Raw genomic sequence first — 24,611 nt, 5'->3', positions numbered from 1 at the left:
CGTTGCCACAGAGCGGCAGATTGCGCAATAAAAGCATATCGTTCTGAGCAAAGTAGGGTAAAGTTGCTGCACTGCACAGGCACTTTACGCTGCTTTGGCCTCCGCAGACGACAGATTCGTGTCACCCCATTCCTTCATGGCCATCAGCACCGGCTCCAGAGAGCGGCCGCGGGCCGAGAGCGTGTATTCGACCCGAGGCGGCACCTGGGCATAAACCGTCCGGATGATAAGACCGTCGGCCTCCAGCTCGCGCAGCTGGTGGGTGAGCATGCGCTGCGTGATGGACGGGATGAGCCGGCGCAATTCGTTGAAACGCAAGGTTCCGCGCAAGAGCTTATAGAGCACGATGATCTTCCACTTGCCGTCGATCAGACTCATCGTCCGCTCGACGGAACATCCCTGGACCCTCTGCGGCATCACGGTACCCTTTTTGACACTATGGGCTGTTTTTGTGCGTTCTTGCGATGCCCTACACTATGCCCAACTATGCTCCCGTCAACAGGAGACAAATCATGCGCGCCGTCGGATACCAGCAATCCCTTCCCATCGATCAGGACGCTTCTCTCGTCGATGTCGACCTGCCGCGCCCCGAGCCCGGACCGCGCGACCTGCTCGTCGAGATCAAAGCGGTCTCCCTCAACCCGGTCGACACGAAAGTCCGCATGCGGGCTCAAGCAGAGCCCGGCAGCTGGAAGGTTCTGGGTTTCGATGCGGCTGGGATCGTCAGAGGCGTGGGCAAGGATGTCACCCTGTTCAAGGAAGGCGACGAGGTGTTCTATGCCGGCGCCATCACGCGGCAAGGCACCAATGCGGAGTTCCATGCGGTCGACGAGCGTCTGGTGGGCTCGAAGCCGAAATCCATCGGCTTCGAGGAGGCAGCCGCCCTTCCGCTGACCACGCTCACCGCCTGGGAAACCCTGTTCGACCGGCTGGAGGTCAAGCGTCCGGTGAAGGGCGTGGCCAATGCCATCCTGATCGTGGGTGGCGCCGGCGGCGTCGGCTCCGTCGCGATCCAGCTCGCGCGTCGGCTCACCGATCTGACCGTGATCGCCACCGCTTCGCGACCTGACACGCAGGCGTGGGTCAAGGAACTCGGCGCCCATCACGTGATCGATCACAGCAAGCCTCTCGCCGCACAGGTTGAGGTCTTAGGGCTCGGCGCGCCGGCCTTCGTGTTTTCGATTACCCATACGGACACGCATTTTGCCGAAATCGCCAAAACCATTGCGCCGCAAGGCCGTTTCGCCCTGATTGATGATCCGAAGACGCCGCTCGACATCAGCCTCTTGAAAGGCAAGAGCGTCTCGATTCATTGGGAATCCATGTTCACGCGCTCCACTTTCCAGACCGCCGACATGGAGCGGCAGCACGAGATCCTGAGCGAGGCCTCGCGTCTTGTGGATGCAGGCACGATCAGGACGACATTGGCCGAGGTGATCGGGCCGATCAACGCCGCCAATCTCAAGCGCGCGCACGCTCTCATCGAGAGCAACCGCACGCGGGGCAAGCTCGTGTTGTCGGGATTTTAGATCTGTCTCACGCGAGCCAATTTCCGGCTCCCGTTAAGAGAATGCTAACCGAGATAAAAAGAAGGGCTTTGCGATCTGGACCATCGCAAAGCCCTTTAAACAAAGGAAAAGGCTGCCTTGGAAGGCAGCCCTGTGTCTCGACTGGGTGGCCCGGCTCCTCAAGCGACTCAGAGGGCTGGGGGGCTGACGTGTCCAAGCCGTTCAATGAGCCGGGCCGTCGAGGCAACTTAAGCATTAACAGCATTCAGTGCGGCTCCATCACGGCGCGAATGAGGCAGGAATATGATTTGCACGAGCAGCGGACCCAAAAGTGGAATGCACTTTTGGGATCGATCCGATGCTCACGCTTTACATTGGCGCATTGTCTTTGCGGAAAACCGGATCCACTTTTCCGCACAATGCGCTAAAGAACCGGTGATTCATTGTGTCATGATGGGTTGATCCCTTAGCCGCCGAAGCCCATCATCAGCATATGTTGACCAGTCATGGGAGGCGTCATGAGCGAAGGTGACATCGCAGAGCCGCTGCGCGGCGGCTCGATGCAGGGTTCGGCCCACATCGTTCCTTTTCCCGCCGCGCCGAAACAGGTGTCCTTCGACCGTGTCGAGTTGCAGGCCATTCTCAATCTCTACGGCCGCATGGTAGCCGCCGGCGAATGGCGCGATTACGCGATCGACTTCATGCCCGAAAAGGCCGTTTTCTCCATCTTCCGGCGCACGTCGGAAATACCCCTCTACCGGATCGAGAAGGATCCGAAGCTCGCCAAGAAGCAGGGTGCTTATTCGGTCATCGTCTCGACGGGCCTGATCCTCAAACGCGGACATGAACTCGCACGCGTGCTGCGCGTCCTCGACAAACCGAAGGTTGTGTCGGCTTAACCGATAGGCATTGGACGCGTGGGAGGCTCCTGCATGCCGCGTCCAAGGGCCCGCTGCATCAGCACGGTGGAAAGCCAGCGCCCGTGCTTATACCCGATGCCTTTCAGGATGCCGACGGGCTCGAACCCCATGCTCCGATGCAGGCCGATGGAGCCCTTCGATTCCTCGTCGCCTATGACGGCCACCATGAGCCTGAAATCCCGTATTTCACATTCCTCGATCAGAGCGGCGAGCAACAGACGACCCACGCCCTGCCCCTGTGCGGAGGGCGCGACATAGATCGAATCCTCCACCGTCGAACGATAGGCCGGCCGGGTGCGGTAGGCCCCCGCATAGGCGTAACCCAGAACTGCGCCATCCTTCTCCGCCACGAGATAGGGATAACCGCCTTCCAGAATGGCGGTCCGCCGGCGCACCATCTCGGCTTTCGACGGCGGATCGAGCTCGAAGGAAGCCGTGCCATGCGTCACCGCATGGGCGTAGATCGCGGTGATGGCATCGAGATCGTTTTCTGAAGAGGCGCGGACGAGAATGCTCATGGGGATTCTCTAAAGCACTTTTGGGCCGGGAAGGAATAGCATTCCGGCATTGGGAAGACTGTCTTTTCATCTCCCTTTTGCCTTAATATGAGGCATTACAGGAAAGGCTTGCGCGTGAACGAGTTCGGGCCAAGCAAGACGCAGCCCTCCACTGCCTCCGGGACACAGACCTATGTGGTCTGGACCGCAATCCTGGCTTCCAGCATGGTTTTTGCCGATGGCGCCATCGTCACCGTCGCGATCCCGCAGATGCGCGAGAGCCTGCAGGCGTCGCTCGCCGAGATGCAATGGATCACCAATGCCTATGCGCTGACCCTGTCCGCCTTCCTGCTGCTCGGTGGCGCGGCCGGCGATGCCTATGGCTTGAGACGGGTCTTCATGATCGGCATTGCCTGCTTCGGCCTCACCTCCCTGTGGTGTGGTCTGTCCGGATCGGCCGGGATGCTGATCGCGGCCCGGGCCTTTCAGGGCATCGGCGGCGCCCTGCTGGTGCCGGGATCGCTCGCCCTGATCAGCGCCCATTTCCCAAAGGAGGCACGGGGCAAGGCCATCGGCACCTGGGCGGCCGCCTCCGCTATCGCCGCCGCGCTCGGGCCGATCCTGGGCGGCTGGCTCATTGATATCGGGCCCTGGCAGGCGATTTTCTGGATCAATGTCCCCATTGCTGCGCTGGCGCTCTGGCTGTGCTGGAGGCACGTGCCGGAAAGCCTGGTGACACGACAGGCCGCCATGGACTGGCTGGGCGGCGTTCTGGCTGTCGTGGGGCTTGGTCTCCTCGCCTACGGGCTGACGGCGCTTGGCGAACGGGATAGTCAGCGGAGCATCGCGATCCTGCTGACTCTCGCCAGTGCGATCGTTCTTGGCCTCTTCGTGCTGCACGAGAAGCGCTGCGCTGCGCCGATGATGCCGCTCGACCTGTTTCGCGTACCCGCTTTCGCCAACGTCAATGCACTGACCCTGCTGCTCTATTTTGCGCTGAGTGGCGCTTTGTTCTTCCTGCCGACAGCCCTGATCGAGGCTCATGGCTATTCGGCCGCCAAGGCGGGCTCGGTATTCCTGCCCTTCACGCTCGTGATGGCCGTGCTCTCCCGGCTCGGCGGCGTGATGGCCGACCGGTTCGGCACCCGCATGCTCCTGACGGTAGGCCCCCTCATCACGGGCTTAGGCTTCGCACTTATGGCTCCCGCCGTCCTTCACGGCGGCTATTGGCTCGCGATCGTGCCGGTTATGATTGTCATGGGCCTCGGCATGGGGATTACGGTCGCGCCGCTATCGACGACAGTGATGAATGCCGCTCCCGACGAGCGCATCGGCGTAGCTTCCGGGATCAACAATGCAATCTCCCGCGTCGCGGGGCTGATCGCAGTGGCCGGTCTCGGCGTCACCGCTACCTTTGGTTTCCAGCACGCCGCCGCCTGGGCCAGCCCGGAGATGGCGGGTCTCTTCGCACAGGCGACCTTCGGCACCGCGCCGCCGATGTCGGCCCCACCCTCCGACAGTTTAAGGGAAATCTATGCCACGGCCATGATCGGCGGGTTCGGGCTGGTGGCGCTGATCTGCGCCGCTGCGGCCGTTGCGAGCGCCTATTTCGGCTATCGCTGTGCAAATGACTCGCCGCTCTCCCGAATCGAGCGTTAACTACATTCGCTGGGGCCAAACTCTGACGGATGAGGTGAGCCATGGCCTTGTATCTCACGCGCTTCAGCTACACGCCCGAGACCTGGGCGCGCCTGATCGAAAACCCCGAGGATCGACGTGCGGCGGCGAGTTCGTACATCGAGTCGGTCGGCGGAAAGCTGCACGGATTCTGGTACGCCTTCGGCGAACACGATGGCTGGAATTTATGGGAGGCACCGGACAATGTATCGATGGCAGCTGTCGTGCTTGCCATCGGCGCGGGAGGCGCGCTTCGCTCGTGCGAGACAACCGTCCTCATCAGCGTCGAGGAACTGATGACAGCACTCGGAAAGGCGAAGTCGGTCAAGTATCGCCCGCCGGGAGCGTAGAGACGTTTCAAGCGTATGCTCGCCAAAAGAAAAGCCCCGGCTTTTCGGCCGGGGCTTTGCGATCGTTCGATCCGCTCGTCCTTACTCGTTGCGGTTGCCCACGAGAGCGAGGAGGAACTGGAACATGTTGATGAAGTCCAGGTAGAGCGTCAGGGCGCCGAAGACGGAGGCCTTGGCAGCTGTCTCGGAGTCGAAGTTGCCGTAGAGGTACATCTCCTTCAGCTTCTGCGTATCGTAAGCCGTCAGGCCTGCGAAGATCAGAACGCCGATCACGGAAATGCCGAACTGCAGGGCGCTCGACGCGACGAAGATGTTCACGATCGAGGCCAGGATCAGGCCGACGAGACCCATGATCAGGAACGAGCCCATGCCCGACAGGCTGCGGTTCGTGGTGTAACCCCACAGCGACAGCGAGCCGAAGGCCGCGGCCGTGATGAAGAACACCTGCACGACGCTCGCACCGGTGTAGCGGATGAGAAGCGTCGAGAGCGAAGCACCCATCACCGCCGCGAAGGCGAAGAAGGTGCTGCGGGCCGCTGCCGCCGACATCCGGTCCATGCGGAACGAGAAGAAGAAAATGAAAGCCAGAGGCGCCAGCGCCACAATCCACATCAGCGGCGTGGTGTAGAGGGTCACGCCGAACTGGGTCAGTCCGATGCTGCCGATACGGGCGACGGCAGCAGCCGGATCGCTCGTCGTGGCCAGCATGTTCACGCCGAGTGCGACCAGGGCCGAGATGGCAAGGCCCAGGACCATGTTGTTGTAGACGCCGAGCATGAAGGTACGCAGGCCCTGGTCGACCTGTGCCTCCGTCCGGGCAAAGCCGGTGCCATAGGCGTTTTGGTTTTGCTCATACGGTTGCATCGGAGTCCTTTCTCGCGGTGTCCCGTGTGTTCCCTCGAAAGGCTGGAAAGTCAGCCCTCGGCCGCCGCAGTTTTCGGCAGCACCTGAAATATGAGAGGGCTGGCTTCTTTCCGCAAGAGGGAGGGCCAAGCTTCAAACTTTCGTGAAAAAGAAGAATGAAAAGCAGAAAGGTTTCTGCCTCTCATTCTGCCTTTCACGATCCACTATAACAGTCGGGCTCAAGCCCGGCGTTAAAGGTTTCTTAAGTATGACGCCGGCTTTTGACTTAAGATCCGCCAAGTTCCCATCAGACCTAATCCGACACTCACGAGAACGGCGAGCGCGGAGGCCAAGACCGCGCCCGACAAGTCTAAGGTAAAGCTTAGGTTCATCACGCGGGTAATGATGAAGTAGGACGCGACGGTGCCGGCCAGCAGGCCGAACACGGCCGTGGCAAGGCCCAGCAATCCATATTCCAGCGCATAGGCCGAAATCAGCTTGGTCCGCGTGGCGCCCAGGGTCTTCAGCACCACCGCATCGTAGAGGCGCGCCCGATGGCCGGCCGCGAGCGCGCCGGCCAGAACCAGAAGGCTTGCGATCAGCGCGATGGAGCTTGCGCCGCGAATGGCCATGACGAGCTGAGAGACCACGTCGTTCACCGCCTCCAAGGCATCCTTGACCCGCACGCTCGTGACCATCGGATAGGTCTGGGCCGCGCTTCGCAGGATCCTCGCATCAAGGACCGCATTGGAACCGTTGGGGAAGGTGACGGTGGCCAGATGCGTATGCGGCGCACCGGCAAAGGCATTGGGCGAGAATACCATGACGAAGTTGATGCCCATGGTGCGCCATTCCACCTCGCGCAAATTGGCGATGGTGGCACTGATGTTGCGCCCGAGCACATTGACGGTGATCTCGTCGCCGATCTTCAACCCTAAGCCCTCGGCGATCTTATGATCGAAGGAGACCAGCGGCTTGCCCCGATAATCGTGCGGCCACCACTCGCCCTGCACGATCTTCGAGCCCTCCGGCGGCACCTTGGCATAGGTGATGCCGCGATCGCCCGAGAGCACCCAGGCCACGTCCTCGGCAGCCTTGATCTCGCCCACGGGGCGCCCGCCGAGGCTCACGAGCCGCCCGCGCATCATCGGCACGCGCTCGATATGGGCGTCGGAGGCTTGGGCTTTCAGGAAGCCCTCGAAGGAATCCGCCTGCTGGTTCGGGATGTCGAGGAAGAAGAAGCTCGGCGCCTTCTCCGGCAGGCTCTGCGTCAGCTGGCGGGTCAGGTTGGTATCGATGAGCGCAAGCGTCACGAGGAGTGTAATGCCGAGGCCCAGCGAGAGAACCAGCGACGGCGTGAGCGCGCCGGGGCGGTGGATATTGGCCAGCGCCAGCCGCGGTGCCGTCCGGCGAGGACGCGGCAGACGGCCGGCAAGCGCCATGATGCCGAGAGCCACGAGACGCAGCAGGATGAAGGAGCCGGCAGCGGCGCCGACGAACATCAGGGCGATGCGCCGGTCATAGGCCGCGAGCAGCGACAGCCCCACGAGGGCCGCAACCGACAGCACAAGCGCCGTCACATAGCGCTTGCGCGGCCAGCGCCGCTCCGGATCGACCTGGTCCCGGAAGAGACCGGAAACCGGCACGTCATGCGCTCTCCCTAAGGGAGCCAGCGCGAAGACCAGGGCCGTGAGGATGCCGTAGAGCAGCGCGATCCCGAGTTCGCTCCAGGCCAAAGTCGGCTGGATCGGGATCGGCAGGAGGTGGCCGAAGAGCCCGGTGATCACGAAGGGGAGCACGGCCCCGAAGGCGAGGCCGATGCCGATGCCGACCAGAGCAATCAGCATCACCTGCATCAGATACAGCATCACCACCTGCCCACCCGGCGCGCCGAGGCTTTTCAAGGTGGCAATCGAGGCGCGCTTGCGGTCGACGAAACCGCGCACCGCATTGGCGACGCCGACGCCGCCGACAAGCAGCGCCGTGAGGCCTACAAGGGTCAGGAACTGAGTGAAGCGCTCGATGTTGCGGGCAAAGCGCGGATCGGCGTTGAGGCGGGTGCGGATATTCCAGCCCGCCTCCGGCAGCACGCGGTTCGCCTCCGCCTCGATCTGCGTCAGGCCTTCTTCCGTGGACATGTTGGGCGGCAGGGTGAGCCGGTACGTCCAGCGCACGAGGCTTCCGGGCTGGACGAGGCCGGTCGCCTTCAATGCCTCCTGCGAGAGCAGGAGGCGCGGCCCGAAGCCGATGCCGTCAGCGATCTTGTCGGGCTCGGACACGAGGCTCGCCCGCAATTCCACATTCGCCGCGCCGACCGTCACCCGGTCGCCCACTTTCAGATCGAGGCGCGCAAGAAGGGCCGGATCGACGGCGGCTCCGAAGGCGCCGTTCTTCTCGGCGAACACCTCGGCGGGAGACATCTGCGGATCGGTTTCGAGCAGGCCGACATTGGGATAGCCCCCGTCGACAGCCTTCATCTCGACGAGCCCCGAGCCCTTCTCGCCGGCCACCGCCATGGCCCGCATGGTGGCAATCACATTGACCCGGCCTTTCGATTCGAGGAACGCCCACTCGGGTGTCCCCGCCTCCCGCTGGAGCAGCGAGAAGGCCATGTCGCCGCCGAGGATCCGACGGCCTTCGCGGGAGATGCCTTCCGTCAGGGAGCGGGACAGGGACGAGACGCTGGCGATGGCCGCAACGCCGAGCGCGATGCAAGCGAGAAAGATGCCGAAGCCTGTGAGACCCCCGCGCAATTCGCGGAAGGCCAGGCGCAGCAGGAGGGGCATCCGGGAGGCCGAGACGACGGGCCGCTTTTGCGGCGTGGCGGGAAGGGAGCCGTGCATGACTGGACCCTCACGCCACGGCCGAGGCCGCGCCGGCCTCCACCTGCCCCGAGCGCAGGCGCACCATGCGGTCGCAGAGGCGGGCGAGATTGAGGTCGTGGGTCACGAGGACGAGAGTCGCGCCCCGGTCACGTTTCAGGGCAAAGAGCAGGTCGATGATGGACCCGCCGGTATTCTCGTCGAGATTGCCGGTGGGCTCGTCCGCCACGAGGATGGCCGGATTGGGCACGATGGCACGGGCAATGGCCACGCGCTGCTGCTCGCCGCCCGAGAGCTGCGCCGGATAGTGATGAAGGCGATGGCCGAGGCCCACCGCCTGGAGCTCGGCCTCGGCGCGCTCGAAGGCCTCATTTTCGCCGGCAAGTTCCAGGGGCAGCGCCACGTTCTCCAGCGCCGTCATGGTGGGAACGAGGTGAAAGGACTGGAACACGATGCCGATCCGCCGGCCGCGAAAACGGGCGAGCGCATCCTCGTCGAGGCCCGACAGATCGGTGCCGTCGACGATGACTTTTCCGGAATCGGGGCGCTCGAGCCCGGCCATGGTCATGAGCAGGGTCGACTTGCCCGAGCCCGAAGGACCGATCAGGCCCACCGCCTCGCCCTTGTCGACTTCAAGCGAAATTCCCTTGAGAATATGCACCCGCGCGGCCCCGCGCCCGAGGCTCAAATCGACATCATGCAGCGCGATGGCCTTGTCCTGCATACCCATTCACCCGATCTGTTGGAAACGATCCAAGACGTCTGTTTAGTTCTGCCTAGATGGGAAGCCTATCGATGAAGCGCCAATCCGGCCCATTCATGACGATCATTTTTGCGTGTGCGGCGGCCCTTGCCGCCATGGTCGTCGCCCTCCCCGCAGCTCAGGCCCAAACCAAGCCAATCCGCCTCGTGGCGCTTGGCGACAGCCTGAGCGCCGGCTACAACCTGCCGCAGGAGGCGGCCTTCCCGGTTGTGCTGGAGAAGGCGCTGAAAGCCAAGGGTTACAACGTGGAAGTCGCCAATGCGGGCGTGTCCGGCGACACCTCCTCGGGCGGCCTCGACCGGCTCGACTGGTCGGTTTCGGACGGCACCGATGGGGTGATCCTGGAACTCGGCGCCAACGACATGCTGCGCGGCCTCGACCCCGCCGGGACCCGCAAGAACCTGGAGGCCATCGTCGAGCGCCTGAAAAGCCGCAACATCCCGGTGATGCTCGCGGGCATGTATGCCTCGCGCAATCTCGGGCCGGAATACGTGCAGAAATTCGATGCCATCTATCCGGACATTGCGAAGAAGCACGACCTTGTGCTCTATCCCTTCTTCCTGGATGGAGTCGCCGGCGACCGCGCCCTCAACCTGCCCGACGGGATGCACCCGACGGGCAAGGGCGTCGAGACCATCGTCGAACGCATCCTGCCCAGCGTCGAGACCTTTCTCGCCCGCCTTTCTCAGCGCTGAATCGCTTCAGCGCCTCATTCTCGCCTGAACGCGGCGGATCATGTCCCCGCGAGGAGCCAGACTTATGGAATATCGCCGCCTCGGCCGCACAGACCTCAACGTCAGCCTCATCTGTCTCGGCACCATGACCTGGGGCCAGCAGAACAATGAGGCCGATGGCCACGCGCAGATGGATTATGCCCTCGACCAGGGTATCAATTTCTTCGACACGGCCGAACTCTACTCGATTCCGCCCCGGCCTGAGACCCAAGGCTCGACCGAGCGGATCATCGGCTCCTGGTTCAAGGCCCGGGGCACGCGCGATAAGGTGATTCTCGCCACCAAGGTGGTCGGCCGCACCGACAATACCTGGTTCCGCGACAATGGCTCCAAGGGCGAGCTTTCCCGCGCACAGGTCGAGGAGGCGGTGAACAAGAGCCTCAAGCGGCTTGGGACCGACTATATCGATCTCTACCAGATCCACTGGCCCGACCGCCCCATGCCCTGGGGCTCAAACCCGACGATCTTCCGCCATCAGGAGGGCGAATCCCACCCGATCGCCGAGACCGTCGAGATCATGACGGACCTGGTGAAGGCCGGAAAGATCCGCCATTTCGGGCTCTCCAACGAGAGCGCCTGGGGCACCATGAGCTTCCTCAAGCATGCGGATGCCAAGGGCCAAGCCCGGGTACAGTCGGTGCAGAACGCCTACAACCTCCTCAACCGTACCTACGAGGTGGCGCTGGCCGAGGTGACGATGCAGGAAAATGTCAGCCTCCTCGCCTATTCGCCACTCGGTCAGGGCTATCTCACCGGCAAGTATCTCGACGGGGCTCGTCCGCCGGGCACGCGTACCACCCTGTTCGGCCGCGGCCAGCGCTACGAGAACCCGACCGCCGAGGCAGCGATCCGCAAGTACATCGCGCTCGCCAGGGAATTCGGCCTCGACCCGGCCCAGATGGCGCTCGCCTTCGTCAATTCCCGCCCCTTCCTCACGTCGAACATCATCGGCGCGACCTCGATGGAGCAGCTGAAGACGGACATCGCCTCCATCGACGTGACGATCACGCCGGAGCTGGAAAAGCGCATCGACGCCATCCATGTCGAGCACTGCAATCCGTGCCCATAAGCGCGTAACGAAATGCGTCATCCCGGACGGCGTCAGTCGATCCGGGAACGTTAAACGAATAAAACACTGTCATTCCGGGGCCGCGCAGCGGAGCCCGGAATCCATAACCGCTGACGGCGCTTTATTCTGGCAGAACGGTGTTTATGGATCCCCGCCTTCGCGGGGATGACAGTCGAGGTTCCATTGCCAGATTCTTAGAGCGATCCCGGATCTTCGCTTCGCTCGTCCGGGATGACGTTTTACGATCTGGAACAAACCCGGCCACCAATCGTCTGACGCATTGTCAGCAAGCCTCGGGAGGTGGTGCATGCCACGCCTGTTCACCGGCATCGAGATCCCGCCCGAGATCGCGCTGGCCCTGTCGCAGTTTCGCGGCGGCTTGCCTGGGGCGCGCTGGATCGACCCCGAAAACTATCACCTCACCCTGCGCTTCATCGGCGATATCGACGATCGCATGGCGGATGATGTCACTTCGATTCTCGGCGAGAGGCGTCAACGCGCCCCGCTCACCGTCACCATCGATGGACTGGACACGTTCGGCGGCGGGAAGCCCCGTGCCGTCTTCGCTCGCACCTCCGGCAACGGCGAGTTGAACGAACTCCAGGCGGAACAGGAACGTCTCCTGCGCCAGGTTGGCCTGTCTCCGGAGACGCGCAAGTTCACGCCGCATATAACACTGGCGCGGCTGCGCAATGTCTCACCCATCGATGTGGCGGACTACATCGCGGTCCGCGGCCATTTCCCGAAACTGACTTTCACGGCGGATCGCTTCGTTCTGTATTCCTCGCGGAATTCTGTGGGCGGCGGGCCCTATATCGTCGAAGCGGCCTATCCTTTGAGCTGACTCGACGCACCTTTGAAGGACTGTTACATCGAGGTCCATGGCTTCGCTCATCTTCATCACCCATCCCGAAGTGGTCATCGACCCGAACCAGCCCATCCCCGAATGGCCCTTGAACGCCATCGGGCGCGCCCGCATGGAACGCTTTGCAGCGATGCTCGGCGACAGGGATGTATCCGCCGTTTATTCCAGCACCGAGCAGAAGGCGATGGATGGGGCCGCCATCGTGGCGGAAGCGCTCGGCCTGTCCTATGAGACCGACGAGGATCTGGGCGAGAACGACCGCACGTCGACGGGCTTCATCGCGCCGCCGGAATTCTGGGACGTGGTGCGCGAATTCTTCGGTCGCCCGCATGAGAGCATCCGTGGCTGGGAACGCGCCATCGACGCACAGACGCGGATCGTGAACGCCATCCGCCGGATCCTGCGCGAGGACGAGACATCCGGTGACATCATTGTCGTCTCCCATGGCGCCGTCGGGTGCCTGCTGACCGCGCATCTGCAGAAGGTGGAGATCGGGCAGGAAAGCCGCCCGCAACATCCCGGCGGCGGCTGCTTCATCGTCATCGACCGCGACTCGTTCACACTGACGCAGGATTGGCGCTCCATCGAGGATGGATTTGCGTCTTGAATTAAGTGATACGCGAAATACCCCGCTGTCATTCTTAGGAATGACAGCGGGGTAATTTCAGGCTTGCATCCTCTGCACCTTGGGACTAGCCCCTGCCTCAAGACGCCCAGGACTGAAACGACCTCCATGAATATCAACCGCATCGCGCAACTGGCGCCCGGCATCGGCTTGTGCGCGGCAATTGCGATTGCGGCGATGGGTCTGCAATGGGCGGAGGAGCATTGGACCGGACGGCCCTGGCTCGAGGCGCTCGTCATCGCGATCCTCATTGGCACCATCGTGCGGACTCTCTGGACGCCGGATAAGCGCTGGGCCCCCGGCATCGGCTTTTCCGCCAAGACTCTGCTCGAGATCGCCGTGATGCTGTTGGGCGCCTCGATCAGCTTTCAGGCCGTGCTCGATGCGGGGGTCGGACTCATCCTCGGCATTGCCGTCGTGGTGGCGCTTGCTATCGGGGCGAGCTACGGGCTCGGCCGCTGGCTCGGTCTGCCGAAGCGCATGGCGATGCTCGTCGCCTGCGGCAATTCCATCTGCGGCAATTCGGCGATTGCCGCCGTGGCGCCCGTCATCGGCGCGAGGCCGGAGGATGTCGCCTCCTCCATCGCGTTCACGGCGATCCTCGGCGTGATCGTCGTCCTCACCCTGCCCCTGCTGGTACCGCTCCTCGACCTGTCGATGACCCAATACGGTGTGCTTGCCGGACTGACCGTCTATGCGGTGCCGCAGGTGCTGGCCGCAACCGTACCAGTGAGCCTCGTCAGCACGCAGCTCGGCACCCTGGTGAAGCTCGTGCGCGTGCTGATGCTCGGGCCGGTGGTCATCGCGCTGTCGCTTGCAATGGGCCGCAGCACGACGGATGCGAAGCCGAGTCTGTCCTGGAACCGGCTCGTGCCCTGGTTCATCGTCGGCTTCTTGAGCCTCGCCCTGCTGCGCTCTCTCGGCGTCATTCCCGATGCGGTCTTGCGGGCGATCGTGCCGACCGCAACGCTCTTCACGATCATCTCCATGGCGGCTTTAGGGCTTGGCGTCGATCTCAAGGTGCTCAGGAATGTCGGTGGGCGGGTGACGCTTGCGGTCACGCTCTCGCTCCTGGTGCTGATTGCGATCAGCTTAAGCCTCATCCGGCTTCTCGGCATTCCGTAAGCCCTTGAAACATCGCTTCTGTGCTTCATCACTAAGGCGAACCTGTCCTCACGATGAAGCACACCTATGCCCCGTCTGACCGAATCCGAACGTGCCGAACTCCTGCCCGCCCTCGACGGCTGGGCGCTCGTCGAAGGCCGCGACGCCATTCATAAGCGCTTCGTCTTCGACGATTTCAACGCGGCCTTCGGCTGGATGACCCGCGTCGCGCTCGTGGCGGAGGCCATGAACCACCATCCCGACTGGAGCAATGGCTACAACAAGGTCGAGGTGACGCTGTCCACCCATGATGCCAAGGGCCTGACGCGCCGCGACATCGAGCTGGCGCAGCGCATGGACCAGATGGCCGTGGGACTGTTGAAGCGATAGGCCTTCAGCGACCGCCGCGCCTATTTCGGCTGCATGCGCAGCGCGCCGTCGAGGCGGATGCCTTCGCCGTTGAGCATATCGTTCTCGATGATCGCCTTCACCAGGGTCGCATATTCCTCCGGGCGGCCGAGGCGGGAGGGGAACGGCACGTTGGCCTCCAGCGCCTTGCGGTAATCCTCGGCAATGCCCTCGAACAGGGGCGTATGGAACAGGCCCGGCATGATCGTCATCACGCGGATGCCGAAGCCGGACAAATCGCGGGCGACAGGCAGCGTGAGACCCAAAACGCCGCCCTTTGAGGCGGCATAGGCCGCCTGTCCGATCTGCCCGTCCTGGGCCGCCACCGACGAGGTGTTGACGATGACACCGCGCCCGCCGTCTGGCGTGACCGGATCGAGGCCGGCCATGGCCGTGGCGCATTTCGCAATCATGGCATAAGTGCCGATCAGGTTGATCTCGACGGCACGGCGGAAGCTTGCCACATCATGGGGGATGAGTTCGCCCGTTTCGCGCTTCTTCGCGACCGTGCGCTTGCCCGGCGCGATGCCGGCGCAGTTGACGAGAATGCGCTCAATGCCATTCGCGGCGCGGGCGGCGGCCAGCGCCGAATCGATGGACGCCTCGTCCGTCACGTCGGCCTTGCAGAAGACGGCGCCGATCTCGCGGGCAACCTCTTCGCCGCGCTCGGCGTTCATATCGAGGATAGCGACTTTCGCGCCGTTTTCGGCAAGCATGCGCGCGGTGGCCTCGCCGAGGCCCGAGGCTCCCCCTGTGACAATGGCTGCCATCAATTTGTCGAGCTTCATCGCTTTTCTCCCACTATCTATGGTCGTCTTAAGCTATCCTCGACCCATCGGGAACGCCCCTTAAGGAAGGAACAGATAGATGAGCGCACCCTTCATGAAGCCTTTCACCAAGGCCGAGATGGAGGCCATACGCAACGAGACCCGTGACGAAGAGGGTCTGAAGCGTCGGTTCTGGGACAAGCTGAAGCGTGTTGCCGGCAAGATCCCCTTCGCGGAGGATCTCGTGGCCGCCTTCTTCTGTGCCACCGATCCCTCGACGCCGAGCCGTGTGAAGCTCATTCTCCTCGGCGCCATCGCGTATTTCGTGTTTCCCACGGATGCGATCACCGATCTCCTGCCTCTGTTCGGCTTTGCCGATGATGCAGCCGTGCTGGCCGCCGCGATCACGCAGGTCGCCGGTTCCATTACGGAAGAGCACAAGGAGAAGGCGCGGAAAGCTCTCAGAGAGACGGAAAAACAAGCTTAACCTTGCGTTCGATAGGATCATATTCAGAACAAAGAATATTGACTTATTGCAATGTTGTTTCTGATCGTTATAGAGAGATCTTGTTCGCAAAAAAGTTATTTCGTTTCCTCCGACTTTTAAAAGACGAACAAGCTTTGAGTGCCACTGAGTTGGGCCGCTTCGGCGGCCGTTTTTATTGGGCTGCGGTTCAGGTGAAGCCGCCATGCTTGTCGCCACCGCCACGTTTCGACGCATCGCCAATCCGTTGGCGCAGCCTTAACGGAGATGGTGAAGAGTTCTTAACCATCCGGTTGTATGGTCCGCCCCATGATTACTGCATCTCTCCAGCGCGGCATCGCCGCGGGCATCCTTTCCGCCATATTCGTCATCGGAACCGGGCCTGCAGCTCTGGCTCAGTCCCAGCGTGGGCAGCAATCGACACGGCCTGCCGCCAAACCGGCGCCGGCCGCGAAGCCCAAACCTGCAGCGACGACCAAGACCAATGCGGCCAAGCCCGCTGCCGCCGCGGCTGCGGGAACCGCCGCTGGAGCGGCCGCTGCTGCCGCCAGGCCGGCCCAGGCCGCGACCGGCCCGGGTGGCGCATCGCTCCTCACCTCTTACGGGGATTGGGGCGTCTACACGGCCCTGACCGGCCGCTCGAAGATCTGCTATGCGCTCAGCCAGCCCAAGGACCGGCTGCCGAAGAACCTGAACCGGGATCCGGCCTATCTTTTCGTGTCCTTCCGCCCGGCGGAGAACGTGAAGAACGAAGTCGCCCTGGTGCTTGGCTTCACGGCCAAGGAGAACGGCCCGGCGGAAGCCGCCATCGGCAATGCGTCCTATGCCCTGATCACCAAGGCCGCCAATGCCTGGTTGAAGAATCCCGCCGAGGAAGGCCAGGCCATCGCCACCATGGCGAGGAGCGGAACCGTGACCGTGAAGATGCAATCGGCCCGCGGCTCGAGCCTGACCGACCGCTATTCGCTCAATGGCTTCAGCAAAGCCCTGGAGCATGCCCGCAAGGAATGCGCTTCCTAACACCCCTGCACGGTTGAAAATCGATGCCTCGATGAGCATGTTCCGGGCTAGAGCATCGGACCCAAAAGTGGATGCCACTTTTGGGATCTATTCGATGCTCACCTTTTTGAAGAGCGCATCGCTCTTCGCGGAAAACCGGAGCCACTTTTCCGCACGATGCGCTCGCGCCCGGAATTTTGTTTTTGAAGGCTCACGGTTTCGGCGCAATCGTGTTATATGGCACGCCAACTCCCAACAACGAGGCTTGAGATTTCCCATGGCGACGGTGCTCGACATCGCCAAGCATAACCCCAATGCGGCACCCGTGGCCGTCAGCGATGCTGCACGCGCGGCCGGGTTCATCGAAAAGAAGGCGGAGCTGAACGTCGTAGCCGGAGCCGCTCCCGGTGGCGCGTCGCTGATCGGCCTCACCCGTGACCAGTTGAAGGACTCGCTTGCTGCCATCGGCGTGCCCGAGCGCGAGCTCAAGATGCGCGTCGCCCAGCTCTGGCACTGGATCTATTTCCGCGGGGCGAAGGACTTCTCCGAGATGACCAATGTGGGCAAGGAGCTGCGCGCCAAGCTCAGCCAAGCCTATACGCTTGCCCGCCCGCAGGTCGTCTCCGAGCAGGTCTCGAAGGACGGCACCCGCAAGTGGCTCATCCGTATGCCTTCCACCGGCCCGCTCGACAAGGGCGCCGAGATCGAGTGCGTTTACATTCCGGAAGTCGACCGCGGCACGCTCTGCGTGTCGAGCCAGGTCGGCTGCACGCTGACCTGCTCCTTCTGCCACACGGGCACCCAGCGCCTCGTGCGCAACCTGACCTCGGCCGAGATCGTGGCGCAGCTCATCGTTGCCCGCGATTCCATCGGCGACTGGCCCCATGCGATGCCGCCCGAGGGCGCCTTCGTGCCGACTGATGGCGGACGCTTCGTGTCCAACATCGTGTTCATGGGCATGGGCGAGCCGCTCTACAACATCGGTGACGTGGTCGCCGCGATCGACGTGATGTCGGACGGCGAGGGCCTGACTCTCTCGCGCCGCCGCATCACCGTCTCCACCTCCGGCGTCGTGCCACAGATGGAGCGTCTGGGTGCGGAAGCCAATACCATGCTGGCGATCTCGCTCCATGCGGTGCGTGACGAGCTGCGCGACGAGCTGGTGCCGATCAACCGCAAATACGACATCAAGCAGCTGCTCGACGCCTGCCGCGCCTATCCTGGCCTGTCGAACGCGCGCCGCATCACCTTCGAATACGTGATGCTCAAGGGCGTGAACGATTCGGATGCCGATGCGCGCGAGCTCGTGCGCCTGCTGAAAGGCATTCCGGCGAAGATCAACCTGATCCCGTTCAATCCCTGGCCGGGCTCGAAATATGAGTGTTCGGACTGGGAGCGGATCGAACGCTTCTCCGAGATCGTCTATCGCGCCGGCTACGCCTCGCCGGTGCGCACTCCGCGCGGTCGCGACATCCTCGCCGCCTGCGGCCAGCTCAAAAGCGAGACCGAGAAGCTGCGCGCCCGCGCCCGCATGATGGCCGAACAGGGCATCGGCGCCGAGGGTGTCTATGCGCTGGGGGATGGGGAGTAAGCTCCCGTCGGTTCCCAAGCGGGCTCCAAGAAAGCTTCGTAACCTCTCCCACGTCATGGCCGGGCTTGTCCCGGCCATCTCGACTGTGTGAAGCACCGCGCTCTTCGGATCGGGATCACCGGCGCAAGGCCGGTGATGACGGACGCAAAACGGAAGTCCGCACGATTCTCTAAGCGTTGTCCCGCACGGCTTGCGCACGCTTGCCCGCCTGCGAGACGCGGCCGACGTCCATAGGATTGACGATCCGCTCACGACGGTCGCTCACATTCTTGCGCATGCCCTTCCGGGGCGTCTTTCCCGAATCGGGACGCGCCGGCGCCTCCGCGCCCTGTCGGAGAGCCAAAGCGCGGCGGGCGTTCGCGCGGAACTCATCCGCCTTGCGGCGCGTGCGCTCGCTGTTGATCCGGGTCAGTGCTTCGGCGAGCACTCCGGCCTTCTGACGGTTGCCGGCATCCTGCTTCTCGAAGGTCGTGCCCTGCCGGCCCTTGCCGCGGACTTCGCGGCGCTGGCGACGGGCGATGTCCCGCGCCCGGTCGCGCCGCTCCCGCAGACGCTGGGTCAGGTCCTTGAGCGCCGCATCGTCCAGTTTCCCCAGCACCGGATAGCGGGTCTGTTCGACGAGGGTGAACTCCTCGTCGCTCATGAGCCGCCGCTCGTCCAGTTTCGACGTGGCCATGGCGTCCTCCTCCTGCATGGATACCCGCCGCCCGGCTCCTTAATTAGTGCATTACCCGGCGGGGAAAACCGGACCCTTCCGCCGAGGCCTCTAGCGGCGCCAAGCGAACTTTGTCACTATGCGCCGGCATGATCCGCTGGCTTCTCCTGATCCCCTTCGCGCTCCTCATCGCCATCGGCGTGAGCGGCACCTTTTTTCTCATCGCCACCATCGTCGATCCGGTCATGGCGATGCTGACAGGGGATACGCTCTTCGTCGGCTTCTGGTCCCTGGTGGACGCGGTGTTCGCCGCAGAAGATCCCGGGCCCATCGTGGAGGATGCCTTTCTGGCCGTCGGCCGGATCATGTTCACGCTGCTCATCTTCCCGCCGCTGCTGATCGCGATCATCAGCGAGGTGCTCGGGATGCGGAGCCTGCTCTGGCATGCGCTCGCCACCGGCATCCTGACGGCGGCCGTGCCGTGGATCCTGCGCGGGTCGGCGCGCATCGCTACGCCGGCGGAGCTGCATGTGAGCCTCGTGCTCGGACTCACCGGCGCCGTGGCGGGCCTCGTCTATTGGCTCATCGCCGGGCGGGAGCCGCGGCGGCCCGATCCCAGCGCAGCGTGAAGCCCGAACGATGCACCAACGAAGGAGTTGAGCATCGGACTTTTGGCGTCGATGCGCGGCGCCGGGATCATGCCGCAATGCGATGTGCACGGCCATCGAAAAGCGGCTTGTTGAAACGGGGGCCCTGCTCCATGTGTTGATCCCAGCAAAGGTTCGAAAATCCGAATCGGGGGAAGGACAGACATGACGGCTTTGCTTTCAAGGATGCACGTTGCGCTGACCGGCATGATTCTGGCATTCGGCCTGTCCGCCTGTGGCATCAACAATGTCCCGACCCTGCAGGAACAGGCCAAGGCCGCCTGGAGCGAGGTGCAGAACCAGTACCAGCGCCGGTCCGACCTCATCCCCAACCTCGTCGAAACCGTGAAGGGCTTCGCCCAGCAGGAGCGCGAGGTCCTGACCCAGGTAACGGAAGCCCGGGCAAAGGCCACGCAGATTCAGGTCGATGCTTCCACCGTGACGGACCCGGAGAAATTCCGGCAGTTCCAGGAGGCGCAGAACCAGCTCTCGGGCGCGCTCGGCCGCCTGCTCGCCACCGTCGAGCGCTATCCGGAGCTGAAATCGAACGCCAACTTCCTCGCCCTGCAATCCCAGCTCGAAGGCACGGAGAACCGCATCGCGGTGGCGCGGCGCGACTACATCTCTGCCGTGCAGGCCTACAATACGGAGCTGCGCACGATCCCCGGCCGCTGGATCGCCGCCATCGTCTATCCCGATGCCAAGCCCATGGAGACCTTTACGGCCACGGCGGGCTCAGAGCGACCGCCAGAGGTGAAGTTCTAAGCGGATGATGGGCACGCCGTCTTTCCCCTCCCCCCTTGTGGGGGAGGGCCAGGGAGGGGGGTGTCGGCGCTATGCTGGTTCAAGTCCGGCGCTCACGCCCCCCTCTCCAACTCTCCCCCACAAGGGGGGAGAGAGCAGGACGGCGTTCCTCATTGCTGTTGTCATAACCCTCCTCATCCTCCTCTTCCCCCTCCCAGCCCTCGCCCAGACCTTTCCCCAGCTCACCGGCCGCGTGGTCGATGCGGCGAACCTTCTGAAACCCGAAGAGCGGGCGGCGCTCGAAGCCAAACTGAAGGCCCATGAGGACAAGACCAGCGACCAGGTGGTGGTCGCGACCGTGCGCTCCCTCGAAGGCTACACAATCGAGGATTATGCCAACCGCCTCTTCCGGCACTGGCAGATCGGCCAGAAGGATAAGGATAACGGCGCGCTGCTTCTCGTCGCGCCGCAGGAGCGGAAGGTACGCATCGAGGTGGGCTACGGGCTGGAGGGCGCGCTGACGGATGCACTCTCCAAGGTGATCATCACCACGGCCATCGCACCGCAATTCCAGAAAGGCAATTTCGCCGGTGGCATCGATGCGGGCGTCGATGCCATGCTGTCGATCCTCACCGGCGATGCGGAGGAATGGCATCGCCGGGCGGAAGTGCGCGAGGACAACACGACGAGCATCGACCCCGTCATCGCCTTCATCATCCTCATGATCCTGTTCTTCCTGATCTCCCGCCTGATGGGAGCTGGCCGTGCGCGCAGCGTCAGGCGCGGGCGCCGCGGTCCCTGGATCGTCACGACCGGTGGCTGGTCGGGCGGAAGCGGATGGTCCGGAGGCGGTGGAGGCTGGTCCGGCGGGGGCGGCTTCTCGGGAGGAGGCGGATCGTCGGGCGGCGGCGGCGCTTCGGGGAGCTGGTAGATGATTTCACCCGACGATCAGGCGCGCCTTGCCCATGCGATCAGCGACGTGGAGGACGATACCTCCGGCGAAGTCGTGCTCGTGATCGCCGAACAGGCCGCCTATTACCGTGCGATCCCGCTTCTCTGGGCGTTCCTCGCGGCGCTGATCACGCCCTGGCCGCTGATCTGGCTGACATCGATCAGCACGTCGCGGATCTTCCTGATCCAGCTCGCGGTGGCGCTGGTTTTGAGCCTCATGCTGTCCTGGCCCAAGCTGCGTTACGCTCTGGTTCCGCGCTCTATCAAGCGCACTCAAGGCCATGAGGCCGCCTCGCGCGAGTTCCTGAGGCGGGGACTCACCCGCACGCGCGAGAAGACCGGCGTGCTGATCTATCTGGCGCTCGCCGAGCATCACGCCGAGATCCTGGCCGATACGGGCATCGCCGACCGGGTTGATGCGACGATCTGGGCCGACATCGTCGCGGACCTAACCGCCGCAATCGGACGCGGGCGCATGACGGAAGGCCTGATCGAGGCCATCCGGCGCACAGGCGCGATCCTGGCCGAACACGCCCCGCCCCGCCTCGACGACGTGGACGAGCTGCCCAACAAGGTCATTATCCTGCTTTGATTAAAGCCCTGGGGCCTTGGCGGCGCCCAGAATGACACCGGGCCTTGCGGCATCCGTGCTCTGCAGCAGCACCACATAGGCATCGCCGCCGCTGCGCGCTGTCTCGAGCGGCACCTCGAACCGGGCCGAGCCGCCGAGCCACTCGCCGACGCGGTTCAGGCCCCGCACCACATTGGCATAGGTGATGGTCTTGCCGCGGTTCTCGCCGCGTTCGATCGGCACCGTCTTAGCCCTCAGGATTGGCAGCACCCACAATTCAGCCGCGCGCTGCGTGGTGTCGGGTGTTTCCTCGACGGCAATCGTCACGGTGCCGTTCTTCTCATCGATGGTCACGTTCACCGGCAGAGTCTTGCGGCCCTTCGACGTGGCCTGGATCGCCTTCTCGATCTGCGCCCGGTCCGAGCCGATGCAGGATTTCTTGCCGTTGACGATCATCTGCGGCGTGAAAACCTGCCGGTCGCTGCGAGAATGGGCATAGGCCTTCTGCCGCTCGGTGAAGGCCACATGGGCGAGCGTGTCCTTCCAGCCGAGATAATCCCAGTAATTCACCGGCAGGGACAGCGCGATGATGTCCGGCTGGCGGGAATACTCGACCAGGAGCTCATCGGCCGGCGGGCAGGAAGAGCAGCCCTGGCTCGTGAACAGCTCGACGACTGCGCGCGGCGGGTCTGCCAGAGCAGGCTGAAGGAGGGCGGTCAAACCGAGGGCCGCCAAAGTCAGTATCAAACGGGACGCCATGGTGCCGCCATCGAACACGAAATCGACCTCAAGGGAAACTCACGTTACCTTGAACGCTAGCGCACCGTGCGGACCCGGCGGGCCGCGCTCAACGATGCGCTCTTCAAAGAGTGGGGCATCGGATCAGATCCGAAAAGGGGAATCCACTTTTGGGTCCGATGCTCTCGTCGGAACCCGCCAGCGGCGGTGCATCCACAGCCACTGTTCTGGATATTCTCTCACCCATTCCTCCACCACGGAGGTCATGGCCTGCATGGCGCCCTGGACGTTGATCTGCCCGTCGGGATCACGCGGCAGATCGAGCGGCGGCGTGAGCTGCAGGCGGAAGCGGTGGTTGGGAAGGCGGACGACCCGCACGCCGTGAACCGGGCAGTCGAACCGGCGGGCGAATTTGCCCAGGATCGGATTCACCAGCGCCGGGCGGCCCATGAAGTTCACGATCACGCCGCGGGTGAAATGCTGGTCGATGAGCATGCCGAGATGACCATCCTTCTCCAGCGCGCCCTGCATGGCGAAGGCCGCGCCCTGGCGGGCCGCCTCCAGGTTGCCCATGGTCTCGCTGCGGATCTCATGCAGGACGCGGGCAATGGCCGGGTCGTTGGGCGCGCGGAACACCGCCGTCGCGTCGAGCCCGAAGCGGGCGGCGCAGATGGCAGGCAGTTCCCAATTGGCGAGATGGGCGGAGAAGATGAGCCCGGGCTTGCCGTCGTCACGCAAGCTGAGAAAGTGATCGATGCCGTCGACCTCGGTACGGCCGGGCACTGTGCTGTCCGGATCAAAATCGAACAGGCGGCCGAGATGGGGATATTCACCACCCGTGCGGCCGAGATTATCCCAGGCCGAGAGCGCCAGGGCCTTCACCTCGGCGTCCGACTTCTCCGGATAGGCGGCGCGGATATTGGTGAGCGCCGTCTTGTGCGCCTTCAGCAGCGGGCCGAAGGTGCGCGTGATCGCCGCGCCCACGGCGCCGGAGCGTTCTGGACCCAAGGCCCGCGAGAACGCGAAGACGCCGCGCACGACGCCGACCATGACCGTTCCGAGAAGACGCGAGACAAGGTTGCGGGAACGGTGGGTTTGCTGCACGTCGGTGAAGTCCTGGCACGATGAGCGGCGCGAAGCCGGCGTTGAAAAGAAAGGGCCCCGCGTCTTTTTCGAAGGCAGCCCGTTTCGTCAAGATCTGTGGTTACGCGGCCGTTTGTACCAGGGGCCGGGTCAGAACGTCACGATCACCTTGCCGAAGACCTTGCGGCCTTCGAGCCGCTCCAGCCCCTTCTGGAACTCATCCAGCGGGAAGACGGCGTCGATGACCGGCGTCATGCCGCCGGCCATCTTGTCGAGGGATTGCGCGATGTTCTCGATCCGGCAGCCGAAGGATCCGAAGATCCGGTATTGCTGCTGGAAGAGCTGCATCAGGTTCATGGTGGTGGAGACGCCCGAGGTGGAGCCGCAGGTCACGAGGCGCCCGCCGCGCTTGAGGCACAGAAGCGAGCCATTCCAGGTCTCGGCGCCCACATGCTCGAACACCACGTCGACGCCCTTGCGCTTGGTGAGACGCCGCACCTCGCCCTCGAAGCGCTCGGTGCGGTAGTTGACGACGTAATCGGCGCCGAGCGCCTTCGCCTTCTCGCCCTTCTCGTCGTCGCCGACCGTGGTGTAGACGGTACAGCCGATGGCCTTGGCCATCTTGATCGCCGCCGTGCCGATGCCGGAACCACCGGCATGGACGAGGATCGATTCACCGGGCTCGAGCTTGGCGTTGTCGAAGAGCATGTGCTGCACGGTACCAAAGCCGATCGGTGCGCAGGCCGCCTGCTCGAAGGACACTCCCTTCGGCACCGGAATGACCAGCCGTTCCGGCCGGTTGATCAGCTCGCGGGCAAAGCCGTCGATATGGAAGCCCATGATGCCGGCGACGTTCTCGCACAGATTGTCCCAACCCTTTTGGCAGGCCTTGCAATGGCCGCAGGTCTCGGCGCCGTACATGGTCACCGGGTCGCCCGCCTTGAACCGGGTCACCCCCTCGCCCACCGCGGCGATCTCGCCCGAGGCCTCGACGCCGACGGCCTGGGGCATCTTGCGCTTGGCGAAGGCCATGCCGCGGAAGCCCCAGACATCGAGAAAGTTCAAGGCCAGCGCCTTCACGCGAACCTGCACCTCGCCGGGGGCGGGCGGCGGAGGCGCCTCCATCTCGGTGATGCGGAGGTCACGGTCGCCGAAGAGTTGAAGGGAGCGCATGCGAAAAAATCCTGTTCGGCCTC

The 24,611-nt window shown here is 63.6% G+C and carries 27 protein-coding genes; 17 read left to right on the top strand and 10 right to left on the bottom strand.

Annotation, left to right across the window (positions count from 1 at the left end; translation table 11 throughout):
- Positions 1-84: 84 nt before the first annotated feature.
- Positions 85-417: a helix-turn-helix domain-containing protein gene (locus JO965_RS01660; RefSeq protein ID WP_203441995.1), complete on the bottom strand. Its 333-nt coding sequence runs from the start codon at positions 415-417 to the stop codon at positions 85-87.
- A gap of 95 nt (positions 418-512) precedes the next feature.
- Here JO965_RS01660 and JO965_RS01655 point away from each other — a divergent pair, with 95 nt between their 5' ends.
- The gene (locus tag JO965_RS01655) at positions 513-1,529 is read left to right on the top strand and encodes a zinc-binding alcohol dehydrogenase family protein (protein WP_203441994.1); all 1,017 of its coding nucleotides are present in this window, start codon (positions 513-515) and stop codon (positions 1,527-1,529) included.
- Between the two features lie 497 nt (positions 1,530-2,026).
- Positions 2,027-2,407 carry a DUF2794 domain-containing protein gene (locus tag JO965_RS01650; protein WP_203441993.1) on the top strand — a complete coding sequence of 127 codons (381 nt, stop codon included), beginning with the start codon at positions 2,027-2,029 and terminating at the stop codon, positions 2,405-2,407.
- On the opposite strand, the gene JO965_RS01645 is transcribed toward JO965_RS01650, so the two are convergent.
- Positions 2,404-2,946, bottom strand: coding sequence for a GNAT family N-acetyltransferase (locus JO965_RS01645; RefSeq protein WP_203441992.1), 543 nt, complete (start codon positions 2,944-2,946; stop codon positions 2,404-2,406). The two genes, JO965_RS01650 and JO965_RS01645, sit on opposite strands and share 4 nt — an antisense overlap.
- Positions 2,947-3,060: 114 nt before the next feature.
- Between JO965_RS01645 and JO965_RS01640 the strand changes: the two genes are divergently transcribed.
- Both JO965_RS01640 and JO965_RS01635 read left to right on the top strand, forming a co-directional pair.
- Entirely contained in the window at positions 3,061-4,584 is a 1,524-nt protein-coding gene (locus tag JO965_RS01640) for an MFS transporter (protein WP_246776708.1), read from the top strand.
- A gap of 41 nt (positions 4,585-4,625) precedes the next feature.
- The gene (locus JO965_RS01635) at positions 4,626-4,952 is read left to right on the top strand and encodes a GYD domain-containing protein (protein WP_203441990.1); all 327 of its coding nucleotides are present in this window, start codon (positions 4,626-4,628) and stop codon (positions 4,950-4,952) included.
- 81 nt (positions 4,953-5,033) lie between these two features.
- On the opposite strand, the gene JO965_RS01630 is transcribed toward JO965_RS01635, so the two are convergent.
- From JO965_RS01630 to JO965_RS01620, 3 genes are all read right to left on the bottom strand, one after another.
- Positions 5,034-5,816: a Bax inhibitor-1/YccA family protein gene (locus JO965_RS01630; protein WP_203441989.1), complete on the bottom strand. Its 783-nt coding sequence runs from the start codon at positions 5,814-5,816 to the stop codon at positions 5,034-5,036.
- 230 nt (positions 5,817-6,046) lie between these two features.
- Positions 6,047-8,638, bottom strand: coding sequence for an ABC transporter permease (locus JO965_RS01625; protein ID WP_203441988.1), 2,592 nt, complete (start codon positions 8,636-8,638; stop codon positions 6,047-6,049).
- 10 nt (positions 8,639-8,648) lie between these two features.
- Complete coding sequence (locus JO965_RS01620; RefSeq protein WP_203444019.1) at positions 8,649-9,341, bottom strand: ABC transporter ATP-binding protein; 693 nt, start codon at positions 9,339-9,341, stop codon at positions 8,649-8,651.
- Between the two features lie 71 nt (positions 9,342-9,412).
- On the opposite strand from JO965_RS01620, the gene JO965_RS01615 reads away from it, so the two are divergent.
- The 6 genes from JO965_RS01615 to JO965_RS01590 all read left to right on the top strand — a co-directional run bounded on the left by JO965_RS01615 (position 9,413) and on the right by JO965_RS01590 (position 14,167).
- Positions 9,413-10,075: an arylesterase gene (locus tag JO965_RS01615; RefSeq protein ID WP_371826826.1), complete on the top strand. Its 663-nt coding sequence runs from the start codon at positions 9,413-9,415 to the stop codon at positions 10,073-10,075.
- A 64-nt stretch (positions 10,076-10,139) separates the two neighbouring features.
- Positions 10,140-11,183 (top strand): aldo/keto reductase, encoded by a 1,044-nt coding sequence (locus JO965_RS01610; RefSeq protein ID WP_203441987.1) that lies wholly within the window; start codon positions 10,140-10,142, stop codon positions 11,181-11,183.
- Positions 11,184-11,490: 307 nt separating this feature from the next.
- Positions 11,491-12,027, top strand: a complete 537-nt coding sequence (gene thpR / locus JO965_RS01605) for an RNA 2',3'-cyclic phosphodiesterase (RefSeq protein WP_203441986.1) — start codon at positions 11,491-11,493, stop codon at positions 12,025-12,027.
- A gap of 37 nt (positions 12,028-12,064) precedes the next feature.
- Entirely contained in the window at positions 12,065-12,655 is a 591-nt protein-coding gene (locus JO965_RS01600; protein WP_203441985.1) for a histidine phosphatase family protein, read from the top strand.
- Between the two features lie 126 nt (positions 12,656-12,781).
- Positions 12,782-13,798 carry a YeiH family protein gene (locus tag JO965_RS01595; RefSeq protein WP_203441984.1) on the top strand — a complete coding sequence of 339 codons (1,017 nt, stop codon included), beginning with the start codon at positions 12,782-12,784 and terminating at the stop codon, positions 13,796-13,798.
- A 66-nt stretch (positions 13,799-13,864) separates the two neighbouring features.
- The gene (locus JO965_RS01590; RefSeq protein ID WP_203441983.1) at positions 13,865-14,167 is read left to right on the top strand and encodes a 4a-hydroxytetrahydrobiopterin dehydratase; all 303 of its coding nucleotides are present in this window, start codon (positions 13,865-13,867) and stop codon (positions 14,165-14,167) included.
- Between the two features lie 20 nt (positions 14,168-14,187).
- Here the strand turns inward: JO965_RS01590 and JO965_RS01585 are convergent, their stop codons facing one another.
- Entirely contained in the window at positions 14,188-14,973 is a 786-nt protein-coding gene (locus JO965_RS01585) for an SDR family NAD(P)-dependent oxidoreductase (RefSeq protein ID WP_203441982.1), read from the bottom strand.
- A gap of 79 nt (positions 14,974-15,052) precedes the next feature.
- Here JO965_RS01585 and JO965_RS01580 point away from each other — a divergent pair, with 79 nt between their 5' ends.
- The 3 genes from JO965_RS01580 (at position 15,053) to rlmN (ending at position 18,026) form a co-directional block, all read left to right on the top strand.
- Positions 15,053-15,439 carry a YkvA family protein gene (locus JO965_RS01580; protein WP_246776707.1) on the top strand — a complete coding sequence of 129 codons (387 nt, stop codon included), beginning with the start codon at positions 15,053-15,055 and terminating at the stop codon, positions 15,437-15,439.
- A 306-nt stretch (positions 15,440-15,745) separates the two neighbouring features.
- Positions 15,746-16,456 (top strand): hypothetical protein, encoded by a 711-nt coding sequence (locus JO965_RS01575; RefSeq protein ID WP_203441981.1) that lies wholly within the window; start codon positions 15,746-15,748, stop codon positions 16,454-16,456.
- Positions 16,457-16,712: 256 nt separating this feature from the next.
- On the top strand, positions 16,713-18,026 hold the full coding sequence (gene rlmN, locus JO965_RS01570; RefSeq protein ID WP_246776706.1) for a 23S rRNA (adenine(2503)-C(2))-methyltransferase RlmN: 1,314 nt from the start codon (positions 16,713-16,715) through the stop codon (positions 18,024-18,026).
- A 169-nt stretch (positions 18,027-18,195) separates the two neighbouring features.
- Here the strand turns inward: rlmN and JO965_RS01565 are convergent, their stop codons facing one another.
- Entirely contained in the window at positions 18,196-18,702 is a 507-nt protein-coding gene (locus JO965_RS01565) for a hypothetical protein (RefSeq protein ID WP_203441980.1), read from the bottom strand.
- Positions 18,703-18,830: 128 nt separating this feature from the next.
- Here JO965_RS01565 and JO965_RS01560 point away from each other — a divergent pair, with 128 nt between their 5' ends.
- The 4 genes from JO965_RS01560 (at position 18,831) to JO965_RS01545 (ending at position 21,615) form a co-directional block, all read left to right on the top strand.
- Positions 18,831-19,310, top strand: a complete 480-nt coding sequence (locus tag JO965_RS01560; RefSeq protein WP_203441979.1) for a hypothetical protein — start codon at positions 18,831-18,833, stop codon at positions 19,308-19,310.
- A 183-nt stretch (positions 19,311-19,493) separates the two neighbouring features.
- Positions 19,494-20,093, top strand: a complete 600-nt coding sequence (locus JO965_RS01555) for a LemA family protein (protein WP_203441978.1) — start codon at positions 19,494-19,496, stop codon at positions 20,091-20,093.
- A 4-nt stretch (positions 20,094-20,097) separates the two neighbouring features.
- Positions 20,098-21,003, top strand: coding sequence for a YgcG family protein (locus JO965_RS01550; protein WP_246776705.1), 906 nt, complete (start codon positions 20,098-20,100; stop codon positions 21,001-21,003).
- The gene (locus tag JO965_RS01545; RefSeq protein ID WP_203441977.1) at positions 21,004-21,615 is read left to right on the top strand and encodes a TPM domain-containing protein; all 612 of its coding nucleotides are present in this window, start codon (positions 21,004-21,006) and stop codon (positions 21,613-21,615) included. It abuts the gene before it with no gap.
- On the opposite strand, the gene JO965_RS01540 is transcribed toward JO965_RS01545, so the two are convergent.
- The 3 genes from JO965_RS01540 to JO965_RS01530 all read right to left on the bottom strand — a co-directional run bounded on the left by JO965_RS01540 (position 21,616) and on the right by JO965_RS01530 (position 24,588).
- Positions 21,616-22,353: a thioredoxin family protein gene (locus JO965_RS01540; protein WP_203441976.1), complete on the bottom strand. Its 738-nt coding sequence runs from the start codon at positions 22,351-22,353 to the stop codon at positions 21,616-21,618. It abuts the gene before it with no gap.
- Between the two features lie 123 nt (positions 22,354-22,476).
- Positions 22,477-23,382, bottom strand: coding sequence for a lipid A biosynthesis lauroyl acyltransferase (locus JO965_RS01535; protein WP_203444014.1), 906 nt, complete (start codon positions 23,380-23,382; stop codon positions 22,477-22,479).
- Positions 23,383-23,565: 183 nt separating this feature from the next.
- Positions 23,566-24,588 carry a zinc-binding dehydrogenase gene (locus JO965_RS01530; protein WP_203441975.1) on the bottom strand — a complete coding sequence of 341 codons (1,023 nt, stop codon included), beginning with the start codon at positions 24,586-24,588 and terminating at the stop codon, positions 23,566-23,568.
- Positions 24,589-24,611: the final 23 nt, after the last annotated feature.

This window comes from Microvirga sp. VF16 (genome assembly GCF_016864375.1).
Taxonomy (GTDB): Bacteria; Pseudomonadota; Alphaproteobacteria; order Rhizobiales; family Beijerinckiaceae; genus Microvirga.
This window is presented reverse-complemented; position numbering and strand designations above follow the sequence as displayed.

Coding starts and splice junctions, on each gene's coding strand:
- JO965_RS01660 (WP_203441995.1), bottom strand. CDS start 417: ATGCCGCAGAGGGTCCAGGGATGTTCCGTCGAGCGGACGATGAGTCTG.
- JO965_RS01655 (WP_203441994.1), top strand. CDS start 513: ATGCGCGCCGTCGGATACCAGCAATCCCTTCCCATCGATCAGGACGCT.
- JO965_RS01650 (WP_203441993.1), top strand. CDS start 2,027: ATGAGCGAAGGTGACATCGCAGAGCCGCTGCGCGGCGGCTCGATGCAG.
- JO965_RS01645 (WP_203441992.1), bottom strand. CDS start 2,946: ATGAGCATTCTCGTCCGCGCCTCTTCAGAAAACGATCTCGATGCCATC.
- JO965_RS01635 (WP_203441990.1), top strand. CDS start 4,626: ATGGCCTTGTATCTCACGCGCTTCAGCTACACGCCCGAGACCTGGGCG.
- JO965_RS01630 (WP_203441989.1), bottom strand. CDS start 5,816: ATGCAACCGTATGAGCAAAACCAAAACGCCTATGGCACCGGCTTTGCC.
- JO965_RS01625 (WP_203441988.1), bottom strand. CDS start 8,638: ATGCACGGCTCCCTTCCCGCCACGCCGCAAAAGCGGCCCGTCGTCTCG.
- JO965_RS01620 (WP_203444019.1), bottom strand. CDS start 9,341: ATGCAGGACAAGGCCATCGCGCTGCATGATGTCGATTTGAGCCTCGGG.
- JO965_RS01615 (WP_371826826.1), top strand. CDS start 9,413: ATGAAGCGCCAATCCGGCCCATTCATGACGATCATTTTTGCGTGTGCG.
- JO965_RS01610 (WP_203441987.1), top strand. CDS start 10,140: ATGGAATATCGCCGCCTCGGCCGCACAGACCTCAACGTCAGCCTCATC.
- thpR (WP_203441986.1), top strand. CDS start 11,491: ATGCCACGCCTGTTCACCGGCATCGAGATCCCGCCCGAGATCGCGCTG.
- JO965_RS01600 (WP_203441985.1), top strand. CDS start 12,065: ATGGCTTCGCTCATCTTCATCACCCATCCCGAAGTGGTCATCGACCCG.
- JO965_RS01595 (WP_203441984.1), top strand. CDS start 12,782: ATGAATATCAACCGCATCGCGCAACTGGCGCCCGGCATCGGCTTGTGC.
- JO965_RS01590 (WP_203441983.1), top strand. CDS start 13,865: ATGCCCCGTCTGACCGAATCCGAACGTGCCGAACTCCTGCCCGCCCTC.
- JO965_RS01585 (WP_203441982.1), bottom strand. CDS start 14,973: ATGAAGCTCGACAAATTGATGGCAGCCATTGTCACAGGGGGAGCCTCG.
- JO965_RS01580 (WP_246776707.1), top strand. CDS start 15,053: ATGAGCGCACCCTTCATGAAGCCTTTCACCAAGGCCGAGATGGAGGCC.
- JO965_RS01575 (WP_203441981.1), top strand. CDS start 15,746: ATGATTACTGCATCTCTCCAGCGCGGCATCGCCGCGGGCATCCTTTCC.
- rlmN (WP_246776706.1), top strand. CDS start 16,713: ATGGCGACGGTGCTCGACATCGCCAAGCATAACCCCAATGCGGCACCC.
- JO965_RS01565 (WP_203441980.1), bottom strand. CDS start 18,702: ATGGCCACGTCGAAACTGGACGAGCGGCGGCTCATGAGCGACGAGGAG.
- JO965_RS01560 (WP_203441979.1), top strand. CDS start 18,831: ATGATCCGCTGGCTTCTCCTGATCCCCTTCGCGCTCCTCATCGCCATC.
- JO965_RS01555 (WP_203441978.1), top strand. CDS start 19,494: ATGACGGCTTTGCTTTCAAGGATGCACGTTGCGCTGACCGGCATGATT.
- JO965_RS01550 (WP_246776705.1), top strand. CDS start 20,098: ATGATGGGCACGCCGTCTTTCCCCTCCCCCCTTGTGGGGGAGGGCCAG.
- JO965_RS01545 (WP_203441977.1), top strand. CDS start 21,004: ATGATTTCACCCGACGATCAGGCGCGCCTTGCCCATGCGATCAGCGAC.
- JO965_RS01540 (WP_203441976.1), bottom strand. CDS start 22,353: ATGGCGTCCCGTTTGATACTGACTTTGGCGGCCCTCGGTTTGACCGCC.
- JO965_RS01535 (WP_203444014.1), bottom strand. CDS start 23,382: ATGGTCGGCGTCGTGCGCGGCGTCTTCGCGTTCTCGCGGGCCTTGGGT.
- JO965_RS01530 (WP_203441975.1), bottom strand. CDS start 24,588: ATGCGCTCCCTTCAACTCTTCGGCGACCGTGACCTCCGCATCACCGAG.